The 16,059-nt window shown below is 61.3% G+C and carries 17 protein-coding genes; 7 read left to right on the plus strand and 10 right to left on the minus strand.

Annotated elements, in window-relative coordinates:
- The first annotated feature begins 23 nt into the window (after positions 1-23).
- The 5 genes from AACY36_RS09775 (at position 24) to yegS (ending at position 3,620) form a co-directional block, all read left to right on the plus strand.
- Positions 24-812, plus strand: coding sequence for a ParA family protein (locus AACY36_RS09775; RefSeq protein ID WP_015885168.1), 789 nt, complete (start codon positions 24-26; stop codon positions 810-812).
- On the plus strand, positions 812-1,603 hold the full coding sequence (locus AACY36_RS09780) for a CheW domain-containing protein (RefSeq protein WP_339436302.1): 792 nt from the start codon (positions 812-814) through the stop codon (positions 1,601-1,603). The genes AACY36_RS09775 and AACY36_RS09780 overlap by 1 nt, the downstream gene beginning before the upstream one ends.
- Before the next feature lie 80 nt (positions 1,604-1,683).
- Positions 1,684-2,166, plus strand: a complete 483-nt coding sequence (locus tag AACY36_RS09785) for a chemotaxis protein CheW (protein WP_339416588.1) — start codon at positions 1,684-1,686, stop codon at positions 2,164-2,166.
- On the plus strand, positions 2,167-2,559 hold the full coding sequence (locus AACY36_RS09790) for a DUF2802 domain-containing protein (RefSeq protein WP_339416587.1): 393 nt from the start codon (positions 2,167-2,169) through the stop codon (positions 2,557-2,559).
- A 140-nt stretch (positions 2,560-2,699) separates the two neighbouring features.
- A complete protein-coding gene (gene yegS / locus AACY36_RS09795) occupies positions 2,700-3,620 on the plus strand; it encodes a lipid kinase YegS (protein WP_339497013.1) in 921 nt (306 codons plus the stop codon).
- On the opposite strand, the gene AACY36_RS09800 is transcribed toward yegS, so the two are convergent.
- From AACY36_RS09800 to AACY36_RS09810, 3 genes are all read right to left on the minus strand, one after another.
- Entirely contained in the window at positions 3,579-4,238 is a 660-nt protein-coding gene (locus tag AACY36_RS09800; protein ID WP_339416585.1) for a response regulator transcription factor, read from the minus strand. The two genes, yegS and AACY36_RS09800, sit on opposite strands and share 42 nt — an antisense overlap.
- On the minus strand, positions 4,235-5,128 hold the full coding sequence (locus AACY36_RS09805) for a sensor histidine kinase (RefSeq protein ID WP_339436334.1): 894 nt from the start codon (positions 5,126-5,128) through the stop codon (positions 4,235-4,237). The genes AACY36_RS09800 and AACY36_RS09805 overlap by 4 nt, the downstream gene beginning before the upstream one ends.
- Before the next feature lie 354 nt (positions 5,129-5,482).
- Positions 5,483-5,932, minus strand: a complete 450-nt coding sequence (locus AACY36_RS09810; protein ID WP_339427408.1) for a hypothetical protein — start codon at positions 5,930-5,932, stop codon at positions 5,483-5,485.
- A 539-nt stretch (positions 5,933-6,471) separates the two neighbouring features.
- Here AACY36_RS09810 and AACY36_RS09815 point away from each other — a divergent pair.
- Both AACY36_RS09815 and AACY36_RS09820 read left to right on the plus strand, forming a co-directional pair.
- Positions 6,472-7,410 (plus strand): chemotaxis protein CheV, encoded by a 939-nt coding sequence (locus tag AACY36_RS09815; protein ID WP_339416582.1) that lies wholly within the window; start codon positions 6,472-6,474, stop codon positions 7,408-7,410.
- Between the two features lie 45 nt (positions 7,411-7,455).
- Positions 7,456-8,262 carry an MOSC domain-containing protein gene (locus tag AACY36_RS09820; RefSeq protein ID WP_339427409.1) on the plus strand — a complete coding sequence of 269 codons (807 nt, stop codon included), beginning with the start codon at positions 7,456-7,458 and terminating at the stop codon, positions 8,260-8,262.
- A 66-nt stretch (positions 8,263-8,328) separates the two neighbouring features.
- Here AACY36_RS09820 and ppnP read toward each other — a convergent pair whose 3' ends face one another.
- The 7 genes from ppnP to AACY36_RS09855 all read right to left on the minus strand — a co-directional run bounded on the left by ppnP (position 8,329) and on the right by AACY36_RS09855 (position 16,057).
- The gene (gene ppnP / locus AACY36_RS09825; protein ID WP_339427410.1) at positions 8,329-8,613 is read right to left on the minus strand and encodes a pyrimidine/purine nucleoside phosphorylase; all 285 of its coding nucleotides are present in this window, start codon (positions 8,611-8,613) and stop codon (positions 8,329-8,331) included.
- Between the two features lie 63 nt (positions 8,614-8,676).
- On the minus strand, positions 8,677-9,219 hold the full coding sequence (locus AACY36_RS09830; protein WP_339416578.1) for an exonuclease domain-containing protein: 543 nt from the start codon (positions 9,217-9,219) through the stop codon (positions 8,677-8,679).
- Between the two features lie 73 nt (positions 9,220-9,292).
- Positions 9,293-11,176 carry an acetyl/propionyl/methylcrotonyl-CoA carboxylase subunit alpha gene (locus tag AACY36_RS09835; protein ID WP_339427411.1) on the minus strand — a complete coding sequence of 628 codons (1,884 nt, stop codon included), beginning with the start codon at positions 11,174-11,176 and terminating at the stop codon, positions 9,293-9,295.
- A gap of 428 nt (positions 11,177-11,604) precedes the next feature.
- Positions 11,605-12,366, minus strand: a complete 762-nt coding sequence (locus AACY36_RS09840; protein ID WP_339427412.1) for an enoyl-CoA hydratase/isomerase family protein — start codon at positions 12,364-12,366, stop codon at positions 11,605-11,607.
- Positions 12,363-13,520, minus strand: coding sequence for a citronellyl-CoA dehydrogenase (gene atuD, locus AACY36_RS09845; protein WP_339497015.1), 1,158 nt, complete (start codon positions 13,518-13,520; stop codon positions 12,363-12,365). Before atuD ends, AACY36_RS09840 begins: the two co-directional genes overlap by 4 nt.
- A 44-nt stretch (positions 13,521-13,564) precedes the next feature.
- Positions 13,565-15,181: a geranyl-CoA carboxylase subunit beta gene (atuC, locus tag AACY36_RS09850; RefSeq protein WP_339416571.1), complete on the minus strand. Its 1,617-nt coding sequence runs from the start codon at positions 15,179-15,181 to the stop codon at positions 13,565-13,567.
- 3 nt (positions 15,182-15,184) lie between these two features.
- Positions 15,185-16,057 carry an SDR family oxidoreductase gene (locus tag AACY36_RS09855; RefSeq protein ID WP_339416569.1) on the minus strand — a complete coding sequence of 291 codons (873 nt, stop codon included), beginning with the start codon at positions 16,055-16,057 and terminating at the stop codon, positions 15,185-15,187.
- Positions 16,058-16,059 lie beyond the last annotated feature (2 nt).

Genomic DNA, 16,059 nt, shown 5'->3' on the forward strand with positions numbered 1-16,059 from the left:
GCCCGCCGGGAGGAACCAACCGAATGAGAGTCTGGGCAGTTGCCAATCAAAAAGGTGGAGTCGGCAAGACCACCACCTCCATCGCCTTAGCCGGTTTGCTCGCTGAGGCGGGTAAGCGTGTGGTCGTGGTGGACCTGGACCCTCACGGCTCCATGACCAGCTATTTCGGCTACGACCCGGATGCGCTGGAACACAGCAACTACGACCTGTTCCTGCACAAAGGCAGCGTGCCGGCCGATTTGCCGGGCCAACTGCTGCTGCCTACCAGCAACGAAAGCATTTCCTTGTTGCCCTCCAGCACCGCCCTGGCCACCCTGGAGCGCCAGTCGCCGGGGCAGAGTGGGCTGGGCCTGGTGATTGCCAAGACCCTGGCGCAACTGTGGCAGGACTTCGATTACGCGATCATCGACAGCCCGCCGTTGCTTGGCGTGTTGATGGTCAACGCCCTGGCAGCCAGCCAACAACTGGTGATCCCGGTGCAGACCGAACACCTGGCGGTTAAAGGCCTGGAGCGCATGGTCAGCACCCTGGCGATGATCAACCGCTCGCGCAAGCAGGCGCTGCCGTACAGCATCGTGCCGACCTTGTTCGACCGTCGTACCCAGGCGTCCCTCGGCACCCTGCGCGTATTGCGCGATGCCTACCCGGACACCATCTGGAACGGCTACATCCCGGTGGACACGCGCCTGCGTGACGCCAGCCGTGCAGGCCTCACACCGTCGCAGTTCGACGGCAAGAGCCGTGGCGTACTTGCCTACCGCGCATTGCTCAAGCACCTGCTGTCCCAGCAGCTTGTGGCGCAGGTGGCGTGATGAACCGGCCCACCAAACTCAAGACCCGGCCGCAACTGGCACTGGAATCCTACCTGGATGCCTTGCTGCAGGATGCGACCGCGGAAGAACTGCCGGAACCTATCCTGGTGCTGGAGCCGGCTGTTGAGCCATTAGCCGTGCTGGATGAATTCCAGTTGGCGGTACTGGAAGAGCAAGCCCGAGATGCGCAGGTCGTGGTGCCGATTACGTCGGTTGTGGTCGCGCCTGTGGTGGTCGCACCCGTCGTGGTCGAGCCGGTGGTGGACGTGCACCTGCCGCCGAGCATCACGCCGCCGCCGGTGACCGGTGATGGCCGCCCGAGCTGGGCTGCAGAGCCGTTTGAATGCCTGCTGTTCGACGTCGCCGGGTTGACCCTGGCGGTGCCGCTGGTGTGCCTGGGCTCGATTTATTCACTGGAAGGCCAGGAACTGACGCCACTGTTCGGGCAACCGGAGTGGTTCCTCGGCATCCTGCCCAGCCAGGCTGGCAACTTGAAAGTCCTCGATACCGCGCGCTGGGTCATGCCTGACCGCTACCGTGATGACTTCCGCCAAGGCTTGCAATACGTGATCTCGGTGCAGGGCTACGAGTGGGGGCTGGCCGTGCATCAAGTCAGCCGCTCGTTGCGCCTGGACCCGAACGAAATCAAATGGCGCAGCCATCGGGGTCAACGGCCTTGGCTGGCGGGCACCGTGATTGAACACATGTGCGCGTTGCTTGATGTTTCCGAACTGGCCGAGTTGATCGCCAGTGGCGCCGCCAAGTCGATGCCAATAACTAAACGTAGTTGATTGAACAATAAGGGCCGCATGTGAATGTGGTCAGCGAAGCACACACGCCGTGTAAAACGGCATTTGAAGGGGTCAGTGGTATGAACAAGTCAGCGTCCGCACAAGGTTTGGATGATCCGATCCTGCAATGGGTTACCTTCAAACTGGACAACGAGTCCTATGGCATTAACGTGATGCGCGTGCAGGAAGTGCTGCGCTACACCGAGATCGCCCCGGTACCGGGTGCACCGAGCTACGTGCTGGGCATCATCAACCTGCGCGGCAACGTGGTGACGGTGATCGACACCCGCCAGCGTTTCGGCTTGGTGTCCACCGAAGTCAATGACAATACGCGTATCGTCATCATCGAGGCCGACAAGCAAGTGGTCGGGATCATGGTCGATAGCGTGGCCGAAGTGGTCTACCTGCGCCAATCCGAAGTTGAAACCGCGCCGAACGTGGGTAACGAAGAGTCCGCCAAGTTCATCCAGGGCGTGTGCAACAAGAACGGCGAGCTGCTGATTCTGGTTGAGCTGGACAAGATGATGAGCGAAGAAGAATGGTCGGATCTGGAGAACATCTGATTGTTTCTTGAAGCAGCGGTAGTTGTCCTGGCCCTGTTGTGGGCCGGGACGTTGGCATTTCTGCTGCGCTATGTGCGCCAGCAACGCGAGTTGTTATTGCAGCAGGCCGAGCGCGATGCTGTGCGTGACCGGCGCGTGCTTGAGTTGGTAAAGCGGGTCGATCATTTCCAGCAGAGTGCGGTGAAGGTTGGGAATGAGGTGCATGAACTGCGCGCGATTCTTGCGCCGTTGCCGGATAAGCTGGCGCAGATTGAGCAGCGGGATCCATCGAGTCTGTCGTTTGCCCAGGCCGCCAAGTTGGTGGGGATGGGGGCTACGGTGGATGAGCTGACGCAGTCGTGTGGGTTGACTCAGGCTGAGGCGCAGTTGATGAGTAAGCTGCATAAGAGCTGATTGGGTTTTGAGTACATATCCGTTGCCTAAAAAACGGATATGTACTCAGTCATCCAATTATTTTCCCATTCCATGGCTTTTTTCTCCCCGCCAAAGGTCCACATCCTTCAAGCACCTTTGAAGCCAGGAGTAACTCACCCATGACCACCCCCAAGGCACTGTTGATCCTCCACGGCAAGCAAGCCCTCAACGAGGATGTGCGCGACGCGGTGAAGGCCCGGCGCGAGCAGGGCGGCGAGCTCGCCGTGCGGGTGACGTGGGAGGGCGGTGACGCCCAGCGCCTGGTCAGCGAAGCCCTCACAGACGGCTACACCCATATCATCGCTGGCGGCGGCGACGGTACCTTGCGTGATGTGGCCGAAGCCATGGCCCGGGCCAAAACCGACGCCAGCCTGGTGCTGATGCCCTTGGGCACCGCCAACGATTTCGCCAAGGCTGCCGGTGTGCCGCTGGAACCCGTCCAGGCCCTGGCGCTGCTGGACGTGCCGCCACGGGCCATCGACCTCGGTCAGGTGGGCGAGCAAATTTTCCTCAATATGGCCACCGGCGGTTTTGGCAGCCAGGTCACTGCCAATACTTCCGACGATTTGAAGAAGGTGCTCGGCGGTGCCGCTTACCTGTTCACCGGCCTGTCGCGTTTCAGCGAGTTGAAGGCCGCCTACGCCGAGCTGGATGGTCCCGATTTTCACTGGAAGGGCGAGTTGCTCGCTTTGGGTATCGGCAACGGTCGCCAGGCGGGTGGTGGGCATGAGCTATGCCCCGGTGCAATGGCGGATGATGGTCTGCTGGACGTCAGTATCCTGCCCGCGCCGCAGGAAGTGGTCGGCACGCTTCGCGAGCTGATGAACAATGGTTGGGGCTTGGACACTATGTTTGTTCGGGCACGCCTGCCATGGGTTGAAATCAGACGGGCTGAAGGCCTGTACATCAACCTTGACGGTGAACCGCTCAAGGGCGACGACCTGCACTTCGAGGCCTTGCCCAAGGCCTTGCGCGTGCACCTGCCGGTGGATTCGCCGTTAGTCGTCCAGGCTGATGATCTGCTCGCGCACGGCAAATAACACCAGGCCGGCCACGTCGAAAATCTGCAGGCGTTTCATGATTTGCGAGCGGTGCGCTTCCACGGTCTTGATGCTCAAGCCCAAGCCGTGGGCGATTTCCCGGGTGGACTTGCCGCGCACGATCAAGCGCAGGATTTCCAGCTGCCGCGCCGTGAGGTTATGGCTGTGCGCGGCGGGCGTGGCGGGCCCCTGGCTACGCACCAGCGCTTGGTTGATCACCGTGTGGGCAATCGCCGGGCTCAGGTAACGTTCGTTGTTGCGCAAGGCCAGCAGCGCGTGTTCCAGCTCGTTGGCGGTGGTGTCCTTGAGCAGGTAGCCATGGGCGCCGGATTCCAGCGCGCACATGATCAATTCCGGGTCGGTGTGCATCGACAGGATCAGCACGCGGCTCTTGGGGTAGGCCCGCCTGAGTTGCTGCAAGGCATCCAGGCCGCCGGTGTGCTTCATCGACAGGTCCAATAACACGATATCGGGTAGCAAGGCGCTGAACTGCTCAAGTAGCTGTGCACCGTCGCTGGCTTCGCCGATGACGGTGTAGCCCGGAATGTCCTGGACCAGCGCGCGTACGCCGGCCCGGATCAAAGCGTGGTCATCCACCAGGAGTAATTTGCAGGTCACTCGATAACCTTAGGGGAACTGGCCCGATCGAGGGCGCGGGGCGCCCAGGGGAAAAGCGCGTTGATCCGTGTCCCTTTGCCTGGCTGGCTGCTGACGGATAATGAACCGCCAAGCTGATCAACCCGCTCGGACATGCCGGCCATGCCCCGTTGGCCTTCCAAGGCAGGGTTGATGGCCGGCGAAAAACCCTGGCCGTCATCGCAGATACTCAGCGAGAGGCCCTCGGGCAGGCGTTGCAGGCGGACCAGCAGGTTACCCGCCTGGGCGTGGCGTAGCATGTTGGTCACCGCTTCCTGGGTGATTCGAAAGGCCGCCAGCGCCATTTCTTCCGGGATACCGGTCAGCCGTTGCTGGCATTCCAGGCTCCAGCACACCTGGGTATTTTCCAGGGTCTTGAGCAGGTGCGCGCGCAGGCTGGCTTCCAGGCCCAGGTTGGCCAGCTGGCGAGGGTTGAGAATGGCAGACACGTCGCGCACCTTGGCCAGGGTTTCATTCAGCGTGTTGCACAGCACCGTGCACTGGCTTTGCAGGTCGTCCGGCAGGCGGCGCTTGAGCCATTCGCTTTGCAGCTTGGCGGCGGTGAGCAGTTGGCCGATATCGTCATGCAGCTCGCGGCTGAGGCGGTGGCGTTCGTTTTCCTGGACTTGCAGCAGGCGGTCGGCCAGTTCCTGGGGCTGGAACTTGATGGATTTGCGCGAATGCCACTGTTGCAGGCCCACCACGAGCAGGATGGCCAGGTTGAGCACAATCACCAGCAGCGGCAGTGGCGCGGAACGGGTATAGGTCCAGAGGCTCAGCAACAGCGAGCCAAGGCACAGGGCGAGGATCAAATGGCGTGCATTGCTGCGGGACGCGGACCTTGCGATGAGTGTCTTGAGGCTGGCGTACATAGCGGATGGAGCCAATGAGGGTTCGCTGCGGGAAGACCGGTCATGGCGGCTGACAGGGCTCTGTTTGGAATGCGTTATCGAATCATTTTCAAGCATGATGAAGGGGGCGCACTTCGAGCGGGGCATAATACCACCACTATTGCCGTTGGTCGCCTGGATGGGTTGTTAAACGTGCAAATGTTCCAGGCGGTATTCCCGGAGTTTATGAAGTGAGGGGTTATATTGTTTCCGTGAATTTGTATCGTTATTACCGTTACTGGCTAATTGATATTGCGTGAGTGGGATTCAATTCCATTTGATGGGTGGGGGGGCGTTTTTAGATAACTTCCGGTTCATACACGACCTGATATCCGCTCAAGACATGTTGTGCATTCGCTGCTGAGGTTTAAAGCTGAAATCCTTTTGTGGAATATGCAGAGTTACCGTAGCAATCAGCGTCGTTTGCTCCGCTTCATCCAATGCCAGTTGGCCGGTTCTTACATCAATCAGCTCCAGCTGCCAGGCGAGCAATGTCAAGCACTCTTCCAAGGCGTCCAAGGCTTGATCATGCAACTGCAAGGGGCTCTCGGCGTTGGCGATCAGGTACTGGATATGCCGCGAGAACTCGCTGATCGCCTGCAGTGCAAGGTCATCGGCGCTCTCGGCGAGCTTGATCAGGCTGACCTTTATGCAGTCGATGGCGTCACTGTCGTTTCGGATCAAATGCAGGTGGCTCAGGCATTCCTCCGATTTGGCCAGCAGCTTTTCCGCCTCGTGCAGGAATTCGGGAAGTGCAAGTTGCCACTCTCTACCGTCGTTCATCATGCAAGTCTCCACAACATAAGGTCGGGTGATGAGATGTCGCACCGGGTGAATGGCTTAAAAGTAGCGCTGAAATATGACTGAAATCTGTAGGTTGGTTCTGAGATTTTAGTAGGACGTTTATTAGAGTGACAGCGACGGCTGTGCGCGGCCCTGGTGAACGGGGTCAATTGCACACCTTCAAGTGCCGACATCTGAGTGTCTGAAAGACCCGCGTGCTGAGGGCTTGGGATGGCAAACAAAAGCCTGACTCCATTCATGCATTGAGAATGGCGTCACATTAATGGCTATTAGATATTGCGAATATCAGGTTGGGCCTGATTGTGCATAGGGGAATCCCTTACATGGCGGAACCTTGCGTCGAACTTAATGTCGCGCAACGTCGCTGCACCGCTATTTGTAGAGCCCGAGCAGTAAACCATGATGTCAGTGTGACATCAATGCATTTACGTGGCATTTTACAGGGGTCAAGGTCTGGCGCTCGCCGCCGATAACAACCGTTATGTGAACTGCACAATCCCCTAGCGCATCAGGAGCTTTTAATGGCCGGCATTCTCGACACGGTAGATCAACGCACGCAACTGGTGGGTGAGAATCGCCTTGAGATCCTTATGTTCCGCCTGGCCGGGCGGCAGCTGTTCGCGATCAACGTGTTCAAGGTGCAGGAAGTCCTGCAACTGCCCAAGCTGACGTTGATGCCGCAACGCCACCCGTTCGTATGCGGCGTGGTCAACCTGCGGGGCCAGACGCTGCCGGTGATCGACCTGTCCCAGGCCATCGGCATGCGCCCGCTTGTGCCGGGGCCCAACAGCACTATTATTGTCACCGAGTACAACCGTTCGGTGCAGGCGTTCCTGGTGGGCGGCGTGGAACGCATCGTCAATATGAACTGGGAAGCCATCCTGCCGCCGCCAGCCAGCGCCGGGCGCCAGCATTACCTCACCGCCATCAGCAAGGTCGACGACCAGTTGGTGGAAATCATCGACGTGGAAAAAGTCCTGGCTGAGATCGTGCCGTACAACGCCAAGGTCTCCCGTGAAAAACTCGAAGACCCCGTGCTGGAACGCGCCCGTGGCCGTGAAGTGCTGCTGGTGGATGACTCCAACGTGGCCCTCTCGCAACTGCGCGACACCCTCGGCCAACTGGGCGTAAAGATGCACATCGCCAGCGATGGTCTCAAGGCATTGAACATGCTCAAGGCCTGGGCCGACAACGGCCAGGTGATGACCGACAAGCTGTTGATGATCTTCACCGACGCCGAAATGCCCGAGATGGACGGCTACCGCCTCACCACCGAGATCCGCAATGACCCACGCCTGCGCAGCCTCTACGTGGTGCTGCACACCTCGTTGTCGGGCAGCTTCAACGAGTCGATGGTGAAGAAGGTCGGCTGTGACAACTTCCTGTCCAAGTTCCAGCCTGACAAGCTGGTGGATGTGGTGCGCCAACGTCTGATGCTGGACGAAGTGCCCGCCGTGTAGTGAGCGGTTATAGTATGGTCTTTGCTCGTCAAGGAATGCAGGCCCATGCTTCGTCTCAGCGCGTTGTACCGTTACCCTTTGAAGTCCGGCAAGGCCGAAATACTGCAACAGGTCGGCCTGGATAAACTCGGTGTGGACGGGGATCGACGCTGGATGCTGGTGGATGAAGCCAGTGGGCGTTTCCTCACACAGCGCGCCGTGGCTAAGATGAGCCAACTGTCGGCGCTCTGGAACAGCCGCGGTGGCCTCACCCTGAGTTCGCCTGGCTACACGCCGCTGGACGTGGCGCTGCCGGCCAGCGACGACGAGTTGCGTGGTGTGACCATCTGGCGGGACACCCTGCGTGTGCCGGACGCAGGCGACGCGGCGGCTGCCTGGGTCAGTGACTTTATCGGCAAACCGACGCGACTGGTACACATCCCCCTGGAACGCGCCCGTACCACCCAGGCCGGTTACGGCAAGGACGATGACCAGGTCGCGTTTGCCGACGGTTACCCCTTGCTCGTGATCAGCCAGGCCTCCCTGGACGACCTCTCGCAACGCATCGGCCGCCCCATGGAAATGCTGCGCTTTCGTCCCAACCTCGTGATCGAAGGCAGCGAAGCCTTCGCCGAAGACGGCTGGAAACGCCTGCGTATTGGCGATGTGGAGTTCCGTGCGGTCAAGCCGTGCTCGCGCTGCATTCTTACCACCATCGACCCGCACACCGGCGAACGCAGCGCCGACCGCGAGCCTTTTGCAACGCTGGAGACTTATCGCAAGACTGAGGATGGCGCGATTTTCGGCCAGAACCTAGTCAATGACGGCATTGGGCGGCTCGAGATTGGAATGCCGGTGACCCTTCTCGAGTGATTCACCCGCCCATAAAAAATGCCCGTCTCGCAGGAGACGGGCATTTTTTTGAGCCTTGGAAAACCCTTACCCGCGGTATTCGCACAGATAAGCGGTGTCCACGGCGACCTTGAGCTGGAACTTGCTGTTGGCCGGTACGTTGAACTGGCTGCCGGCAGCAAAGGTTTCCCAGCCGTTGGCGTCATGCAGTTTGACGGTCAGGGCGCCAGAGACCACGTGCATGATTTCACGCTGCGCCGTACCGAACTCGTATTCACCCGGGGCCATTACGCCGATGGTCGCCGGACCTTCTGCAGTGCCGAAAGCGATCGACTTGACGGTGCCGTCGAAGTACTCGTTGACTTTAAACATGGGCGATTCCTCGGAAAAGGGTCTGGAAAGGTCGGCCAGTATGCCCAAGGGCAGGGGAGCTGCCTAGGCCGGCAGAATCAGCGGTAACAGGCGCGCCGTATTGCGCGCATCCTCCAACGCCCGATGCTGCTGGCCATGGAACTGCATGCCCGCCAATTGCAGGGCGCCGTTGAGGCCCGGCGGCTTGTCCAGGCGTCGGGCCTTGGCGAAGCGCTGCTTGAGGTTTACATGGGGCGTGTTGGCGAGCGCGCTGGCCAAGCCATGGCGCTGCCACTCCAGCTCCAGCTGCTTGCGATCGTAATCGCCCCAACTGGCCCAGCCTTCCAGGCGCGGCTGATGCTGGCCGAGCCAGCGTTCGAACAGCGGCCACACCTCGGTGAACGGCGCCGCGCCATCGATGTTTGCCTGGGTAATGTGCGTCAGCTGGCGACAGAATGGCGTCAGCAATGGCCGGCGCAGCGGGCGTACAAAGCGCTGGAAATGATCCAGCTCGCGCCCCTGGCGGTTGACCAGGCTCGCGCCGATCTCGATGACTTCCATCTCCGTCACGGGCCAGCCGCCTTCATCCGTTGTGGCTTCAAGGTCAATAATCAGCCAATGAGGCATCGCGCAGGTTCCCGTACTCTTCCTTTTCTGTTGGGGATAGAGCGTAGCCCGGCCGTGTAGTTCCGCCTAGGGGCTATTCGATCTCCAGTAAAACCTGACGATTGCGCACTTGATCTCCGGCAATTACCTGCACGCCCTTGATCACGCCGTCGATGCCGGCGGTCAGTGGATGCTCCATTTTCATGGCTTCGAGCACCAGCAGCAGTTGGCCTTTGGTCACGTTGTCGCCAGCGCAAACCCGCACATCGACGATGGCGCCGTCCATCGGTGCCTTGACTGTGCCACTGCTGGCGTCGGCCTGGCGGCCGGCGACTTGCTGGCTGCGGTTAGTCACCGTGAGGCCGGGTAGCCACAGTTGGTTGCCGTCAAGGTGATAGGCAACGCGGCGGCGGATGCCGTTGAGTACCACGGTGGCGTAGCGTCCGTCGGTGGTGAGTGGCAGCGGGTCAGCGCTGACGGTGTGGATTTCGCCATTGATTTCAAGGCGATAGGTGCAGGGGGCGCTGGCGGTGTTGCGCCATCCCGCCAGGGCTTGAGCATGCTGGTCGGCGCTGTGTGTGTAAAACAGCGCGGCGGCCAGGGCGAGTTGGTCTATTGATGCGGACTGGGGCAGGACTTCGTTGAAGTGTTCTGCGATAAATCCGGTGCTGAAATTCCCTGCGATAAAGTCCGGGTGCTTGAGCATATCGGCCAACAGTTGCCGATTGGTCGCGACCCCTAGCAACAGGGTGTCTTCAACCGCCCGCAGCAGTTTGCGCCGCGCCTCTTCACGTGTGGCGCCATGGGCGATGATCTTGCCCAGCATCGGGTCGTAGAACGGGCTGATGCGCTGGCCTTCCACCACGCCATGATCGATGCGCACGCCCACGGCCGGTTCCCAGCGCAGCACTTCGCCGGTTTGCGGCAGGAAGCCCTGCGCCGGGTCTTCGGCGTACAGGCGCACTTCCATGGCGTGGCCACCCAGGGTGACGTCGGCTTGTGTCAGCGGCAGCGTTTGGCCGGCGGCGATCTGCAATTGCCAATCCACCAGGTCCAGCCCGGTGATCAGCTCGGTCACCGGGTGCTCCACCTGCAGACGGGTGTTCATCTCCAAGAAGTAGAACTGGCCGTGGCGGTCAAGCAGGAATTCCACGGTGCCCGCACCGACGTAATTCACCGCACGCCCGGCCTTCAGGGCGGCTTCGCCCATGGCTTGGCGCAGTGCTTGGGTCATGACGGGGCAGGGGGCTTCTTCGATGACTTTCTGGTGGCGGCGTTGGATCGAGCAGTCGCGTTCGCCGAGGTAGATCAGGTTGCCGTGGCTGTCGCCGAACAGTTGGATTTCGACGTGCCGTGGGTCGATCAGGGCTTGTTCGAGGATCAGTTCGTCACTGCCGAAGGCATTTTTGGCTTCGGAGCGGGCGCTGTGCAGGTTGTTCAACAGGTCTTTTGGGTGGTGCACCAGGCGCATGCCGCGACCGCCGCCGCCGGCGCTGGCTTTGATCATGAGAGGGTAACCGATGCGCTCGGCTTGTTGCTGCAGGGTGGTGTCGTCCTGTGCGCTGCCTTGGTAGCCGGCGATGCACGGGACGCCGGCTTCGAGCATGGCGAGTTTGGATTGGCGTTTGCTGCCCATCAGTTCGATGGCCTCGACGCTGGGGCCGATGAAGGTCAGGTTGGCGTGTTGGCAGGCGCGGGCGAAATGGGGGTTTTCGGAGAGGAAGCCGTAGCCGGGGTGGATGGCGTCGGCGCCTGTGCGTTTGGCGGCGTTTATGATGGTTTCTATGTTCAGGTACGACTGGTGGACTGGGGAGGGGCCGATGTGGACGGCTTCGTCGGCCATTTGGACGTGTAGGGCTTGGGTGTCGGCGTCGCTGTAGACCGCGACCGTGCGGTAGCCCAGGGCTTGGGCGGTGCGTTGGATGCGGCAGGCGATTTCGCCGCGGTTGGCGATCAGGATTTTGGTGAACTTTGGCATTTTCTGCTCCGGGTACATATCCGTTATTTAGGTAACGGCCACAATTGGTTCCGCTCTTACAGCGGGTCACTTTTGGAAAGGCCCAAAAGTAACCAAAAGGCCTTCGCCCCAACACTCGGCACCTCGCCTAGGCTCGGTGTGCCCGAACGAAGGCTTTGGAGCGTGGGCCGCCGCGATGGGCCCTCCTTGGCCCAGCGCGGCTAACCCGGCGTCCTGCCGGGTTACCCACGCTCCAAAGCCTGCGTTCGGCCAGCGTGTTTGACGGGGCGCCTGAGATCAAAATCAAAAGCACGGCGGCCTGACAGCCGGCCTGAGTGGTGTAGATCAAAAGCGCAGTTGTGGGGGCTGGGTTGAACCAGGCTCCCACATTTGGAATGCATTCCCCTGTGGGAGCTGGCTTGTCGGATCGCCGCACCGCTGCGAAGGCGTTATCTGCACCACCCCGGCTTGCGCTTCTGCACAAACGCCTGCGTCCCCTCAATCCCTTCCTCGCTCCTCACCGCCTCGGCAAACCACTGCGCGCCTCGATCCAGCACAGCCTCAAGCGGCTCATCGACACTGGCCAGCATCAGGGATTTGGTCCGCCCATTCGCCCCCGGCGCGCACCGCAGCACTTGCCCCAATACCTCATCCAAGCGCTCTGCCAACGCCTGCGGGTCGCGCTCGGTGAAGTGCACGACGCCCAGCCGCTGCGCTTCCACACCATCAAACCGCGCCGCCGTCAGCGCCAGTCGCCGCGCTTGGGTCAGGCCAATGCGCTTGACCACAAACGGTGCGATTTGCGCCGGCAACAATCCCAGGCTGGTCTCCGGCAATCCGAATTGCGCCTGGTGGTCCGCAATCGCAATATCACTCACACACGCCAGCCCGAACCCACCGCCCAGCACCGCGCCTTGCAGCACCACGATCACTACTTGCGGCACCGCTTCCACTTCTTGCAGTAACGTGCCAAACGCTCGATTCAGCGCCTGTAGTTGGTTGTCCGCAGTGACTAGGTCCTTCACATCGGCCCCGGCGCAGAAATGTCCGCCCGCGCCGCTGATTACCAGCGCGCGCACCTGGCCGTCCAGTTGTGCCACTACGGCGCGCAGTTCGTTGACCATCTCCAGGCTCATCGCATTGCGGCTTTCCGGTCGGTTGAGGGTGATGTGCAGCACGCCGTTGTGCGGTTCCAGCAGCAAGGTATTCATGATTTTTTGCCCGGCAGGGTGCCCATCAGTTTGCAGATGATGCCCAGCATGATTTCGTCGGCGCCGCCGCCAATCGACACCAGCCGCACATCGCGGTATGCGCGCGCTACCGGGTTGTCCCACATAAAGCCCATGCCGCCCCAGTATTGCAGGCAACTGTCGCTGACTTCGCGGCCCAGACGCCCGGCCTTGAGCTTGGCCATGGAGGCCAGGCGCGTTACGTCCTGGCCTTTGATGTATTGCTCGGTGGCCTGGTAGACCAACGCGCGCAAGCATTCGATTTCGGTGGACAGTTCGGCCAGGCGAAAGTGGATGACTTGGTTGTCGATCAGCGCCTTGCCGAAGGTCTGGCGTTCTTTGCAGTAGTCGATGGTGCTGTCGATGCAATGTTCCAGGCCCTTGATCATATTGGCCGCGCCAAACAGGCGCTCTTCCTGGAACTGCAGCATCTGCATCATGAAGCCTGCGCCTTCGTGGCCGATGCGGTTGCGCTGGGGTACGCGCACGTTGTCGAAAAACACCTGCGCGGTCTCGGAGCTGTGCATGCCGAGTTTTTCCAGGGGCGGGCTGACGCTGATGCCGGGGGTGTTCATCGCCAGCATGATCAGTGATTTGTTGATGTGCGGTTTGTCGTCGGAGGTGTTGGCCAGCAGGCAGATGAAATCGGCGCTGGGCGAGTTGGTGATCCACATTTTGCTGCCGTTGATCACGTAGTCGTCGCCGTCTTTGCGCGCATGGGTCTTGAGCCCGGCCACGTCGGAACCGGCGCCGGTTTCCGAGACGCCGATGCAGCCGACCTGTTCGCCGCTGATGGCCGGGCGGAGGAATTCGTCGCGCAGTTCATCGGAGCCGAAGCGGGCGAGGGCGGGGGTGCACATGTCGGTTTGCACGCCGATGGACATGGGGATACCGCCGCAACAGATGGTGCCGAACTCTTCGGCGGCGACGATAGAGTAGCTGTAGTCCAGGCCCATGCCGCCGAATGTCTCCGGTTTGGAAATGCCCAGCAGGCCGAGGTCGCCAGCCTTGCGGAAGATCTCGTGGATGGGAAAGCGGCCGGCTTTTTCCCATTCATCCACATGGGGGTTGATCTCGCGGTCGACGAAGGCACGCACGGTGCGGCGCAGTTCCTGGTGTTCCTGGGTGAAGATCATTTTTCTTGTTCTCCTGATCGCGACGCGCAGCGTCCCGGCGAAATTTAGAGACGCGCTACACCGAAAGTATTGGCTTGCAACTCACGCACCTCGGCCTCGTGGCAGGTATCCAGCAAAAAGCCCAGCAAGGTCCGCGTATCCCGTGGATCAATCAGCCCGTCGTCCCACAGGTTGGCGCTGCCGTACAGCGCGGTGGACTGGCTGTCGAGCTTCTGCGCGGTGACCTGCTCCAACATATCCAGCACCTTGGGGTCCGGCACCAGGCCGTCCTTCAACTGCTTGGCCTCGGTGACAATCCGCAGCACCTTGCCTGCCTGCGCGCCACCCATGACCGCCGTGCGGCTGTTGGGCCAGGCGAAGATAAAGCGCGGGTCCAGGCCGCGGCCGCACATCGCGTAGTTGCCGGCGCCATAAGAGCCGCCCACCACCACCGTGAGTTTAGGCACGCGGGCATTGGCCACCGCCTGGATCATCTTTGCGCCGTGTTTGATCACACCTTGTTGTTCCGACTCGGTGCCCACCATGAAACCGGTGGTGTTGTGAAGGAACAGCAGCGGTGTGCGGCTTTGGTCGCAGAGCTGGATGAATTGCGCGGCCTTGCTCGCGCCCTTCGGCGTGATGGGGCCGTTGTTGCCGATCACACCGACGGCGCGGCCCTGGATGTGCAGGTGGCCGCAGAGGGTGTGGGCGTCGAACTCGCCTTTGAATTCGAGGAACTGCGAGCCGTCTGCCAGGCGCGCGAGGATTTCGCGCACGTCGTAGGGTTTTTTCGGGTCATCGGGGATCAGGCCCAGCAGTTCTTCGATGGGGTACAGCGGGTCTGCGAAGGCGCGTTTCGGCGCCAGCGGCAGGCGATCGTCCCAAGGCAACAGGCTGACAATCTCACGTGCGATGCGAACGCCATCGGCGTCATTTTCCGCCAAGTATTCGGCGGTGCCGGCCGTTTGTGCGTGCATCTCGGCGCCGCCCAGTTCTTCATCGGTCGCCACTTCGCCGGTCGCGGCTTTAAGCAGCGGCGGGCCGGCGAGGAACAGTTTGGCCCGGCCGCGCACCACCACCACGTAATCCGACAGCCCCGGCTGATACGCACCGCCCGCCGTGGCCGAGCCATGCACCACGGTGATCTGCGGCAAGCCCATGGCCGACATGCGCGCCTGATTGGCAAAGCTGCGCGCGCCCTCGACGAAAATCTCGGCGGCATAGTTGAGGTTGGCACCGCCGCTCTCGGCGAGGGTCACCACCGGCAGTTTGTTCTCCATGGCGATCTGTTGCAGGCGCAGGGATTTCTTCAAGCCCGTGGGGGAGATGGTGCCGCCCTTGATCGCGCTGTTATTGGCCACCACCAGCATGCGCACGCCGCTGACGTAGCCGATCCCGGCGATCAACCCACCGCCGGCGGCGCTGCCGTCCTTGTCGTCGTGCAGCTTGTAGCCGGCCAGGCTGGCCAGCTCCAGAAACGGCGCGCCGGGGTCCAGCAAAAGGTTGAGGCGCTCGCGGGGCAGCAGTTGGCTGCGCTTGTCGAACTTGGGCTTGGCGTCCTGTGCCTTGCTCAGCAGGGTGTGTTCCAGTTCGCGCACGTGAGCGATGGCGGCGAGCATGGCTTCGCGGTTCTGCGCGAACGGTGGGCTGTGGGTATCGATCAGGGATTCAATCACTGGCATGGCTTATTTCTCCGCCTTGAGCACATCCGGCAGGTAGGCGCGGTGGAAGCCGTTGAACGGTTCGCTCGGCGGTTGCGCCTTGTGCAACGGCCAGGCGCGGCTGCCGAGGCTGGCGGCGCCGTCGATGCGCAGGGTGCTACCGCTGATAAAGGCGGCGGCGGGGCTGAGCAGGAAGACAATGGCCGCGCTGACTTCCGACTCGGTGCCGATGCGCTTGAGCGGCACATGTTCGCGCAGGGTTGGAATCACTGCCTTGAAGGCGCCTTCGTAGGTGTCCATGCCGCTGGAAGCGATCCAGCCCGGCGCGACGGCGTTGACTCGCACGCCGGCACAACCCCACTCAACGGCGGCGGTCTTGGTGAAGTTGTCCATGCCGGCGCGCGCCGCGCCCGAGTGGCCCATGCCGGGCATGCCGCCCCACATGTCCGCGAGCATGTTGACGATGGCACCACCATGCTTGCTCATGGATTGGTTGAACACTTCACGGGCCATCAGGAAACCGCCGACCAGGTTGGTGCGCAGCACGGTTTCAAAGCCTTTCTGGTTGATCGAGGCCAACGGTGACGGGTACTGGCCGCCGGCGTTGTTTACCAAGCCGTGGACCTCGCCGTGTTCGTTCAGGATCTGGCTGACCAGCGTCTTCACGGCTTCTTCATCACGAATGTCGCAGGCCTGCCAATGAGCGATGCCACCGTCTTCAGCGATTTCCGCTGCGACCGCTTGCAGCTTTTCCGGCTTGCGTCCCACCATAATCACCTGGGCGCCCAAGGCTGCCAATTCGTGTGCAGTGCAACGGCCAATCCCGCTGCCACCGCCGGTGACAATCACGGTCTGCCCCTGGAACAGGTCGGCTTTGAAGATCGAGTCGAAGGCCACGG

It is taken from the genome of Pseudomonas sp. EA_15y_Pfl1_P101, from assembly GCF_963970835.1.
Taxonomy (GTDB): Bacteria; Pseudomonadota; Gammaproteobacteria; order Pseudomonadales; family Pseudomonadaceae; genus Aquipseudomonas; species Aquipseudomonas tritici.

Excerpts from the sequence above, each read along its gene's own strand:
- AACY36_RS09775 (WP_015885168.1), top strand. The coding sequence starts at position 24 with ATGAGAGTCTGGGCAGTTGCCAATCAAAAAGGTGGAGTCGGCAAGACC.
- AACY36_RS09780 (WP_339436302.1), top strand. The coding sequence starts at position 812 with ATGAACCGGCCCACCAAACTCAAGACCCGGCCGCAACTGGCACTGGAA.
- AACY36_RS09785 (WP_339416588.1), top strand. The coding sequence starts at position 1,684 with ATGAACAAGTCAGCGTCCGCACAAGGTTTGGATGATCCGATCCTGCAA.
- yegS (WP_339497013.1), top strand. The coding sequence starts at position 2,700 with ATGACCACCCCCAAGGCACTGTTGATCCTCCACGGCAAGCAAGCCCTC.
- AACY36_RS09805 (WP_339436334.1), bottom strand. The coding sequence starts at position 5,128 with ATGTACGCCAGCCTCAAGACACTCATCGCAAGGTCCGCGTCCCGCAGC.
- AACY36_RS09810 (WP_339427408.1), bottom strand. The coding sequence starts at position 5,932 with ATGATGAACGACGGTAGAGAGTGGCAACTTGCACTTCCCGAATTCCTG.
- AACY36_RS09815 (WP_339416582.1), top strand. The coding sequence starts at position 6,472 with ATGGCCGGCATTCTCGACACGGTAGATCAACGCACGCAACTGGTGGGT.
- AACY36_RS09820 (WP_339427409.1), top strand. The coding sequence starts at position 7,456 with ATGCTTCGTCTCAGCGCGTTGTACCGTTACCCTTTGAAGTCCGGCAAG.
- ppnP (WP_339427410.1), bottom strand. The coding sequence starts at position 8,613 with ATGTTTAAAGTCAACGAGTACTTCGACGGCACCGTCAAGTCGATCGCT.
- AACY36_RS09830 (WP_339416578.1), bottom strand. The coding sequence starts at position 9,219 with ATGCCTCATTGGCTGATTATTGACCTTGAAGCCACAACGGATGAAGGC.
- AACY36_RS09835 (WP_339427411.1), bottom strand. The coding sequence starts at position 11,176 with ATGCCAAAGTTCACCAAAATCCTGATCGCCAACCGCGGCGAAATCGCC.
- AACY36_RS09840 (WP_339427412.1), bottom strand. The coding sequence starts at position 12,366 with ATGAATACCTTGCTGCTGGAACCGCACAACGGCGTGCTGCACATCACC.
- atuD (WP_339497015.1), bottom strand. The coding sequence starts at position 13,520 with ATGATCTTCACCCAGGAACACCAGGAACTGCGCCGCACCGTGCGTGCC.
- atuC (WP_339416571.1), bottom strand. The coding sequence starts at position 15,181 with ATGCCAGTGATTGAATCCCTGATCGATACCCACAGCCCACCGTTCGCG.